Origin of the sequence: Geminocystis sp. GBBB08 (assembly GCF_016743215.1) — a bacterium.
Classification (GTDB): domain Bacteria; phylum Cyanobacteriota; class Cyanobacteriia; order Cyanobacteriales; family Cyanobacteriaceae; genus Geminocystis.
Map to the genome: position 1 here is coordinate 1 of NZ_VRZC01000315.1, position 700 is coordinate 700.

Genomic DNA, 700 nt, shown 5'->3' on the forward strand with positions numbered 1-700 from the left:
GTGTAAGACTAGCAATTTGGCTAGATAATTCTTCAATTTTAGCCTCTAAAGCTATCAATTTTTGTCTAGCAATTTTATTACTCTTATCCTTATTATTGCTAGACATTTCATAACTTCCATTGGCACAGTCTTCAATGATATTAGAAAGAAATTCACTAACTGATAATCCTTGCTCATTGCACCATTGATTAAATTTTTCTCGAATCTGTTCGTTTACCCTGATGGTAATTAATTTATCCTTCTTCATCATAAATGTCTATTTATAGTATAGAGATTATTTTAAACTAAAGCGCTAACAAAATTCTATACATAATGTCTAGTCTTTTTGAGCCTCATGATTTTTTGTCGAACAAGGCAATATGGGAAAATTAGAGATGAAAAAATAAATAAAAATAACGATGAAAACCATCAAGGAATACGCACAAATGTTGCGACGACGTGCCATTAAATGTAAGAAAGGGCAACCCATGCTTAATTTTATTGAAGGTAAAACCAAACGGTGCAACTGGACAATTTTGCCTTCTAATTATCAAAAACTTTTAGAAGAAGCCAAACAACTCGATATTAGTGCGTCAACTCTCATCGATTTGATTTTGATGGATAGGTATAGACTTTCTCATTTGATCAAAATCAAAAAAGAGAAGGAGAAGGAAATAGATTCGTAGAGATTAATTTATTTTATACGAACTTTCTATGTCCA

At 31.1% G+C, this 700-nt stretch carries 2 protein-coding genes; one reads left to right on the forward strand and one right to left on the reverse strand.

Going from position 1 to position 700, the window contains the following annotated elements:
• A partial coding sequence (locus FWJ34_RS19435; RefSeq protein ID WP_308256973.1) for a hypothetical protein occupies positions 1-250 on the reverse strand: 250 nt, incomplete at its 3' end.
• Positions 251-398: 148 nt separating this feature from the next.
• On the opposite strand from FWJ34_RS19435, the gene FWJ34_RS19440 reads away from it, so the two are divergent.
• Positions 399-665, forward strand: coding sequence for a hypothetical protein (locus tag FWJ34_RS19440; RefSeq protein WP_308256974.1), 267 nt, complete (start codon positions 399-401; stop codon positions 663-665).
• Positions 666-700 lie beyond the last annotated feature (35 nt).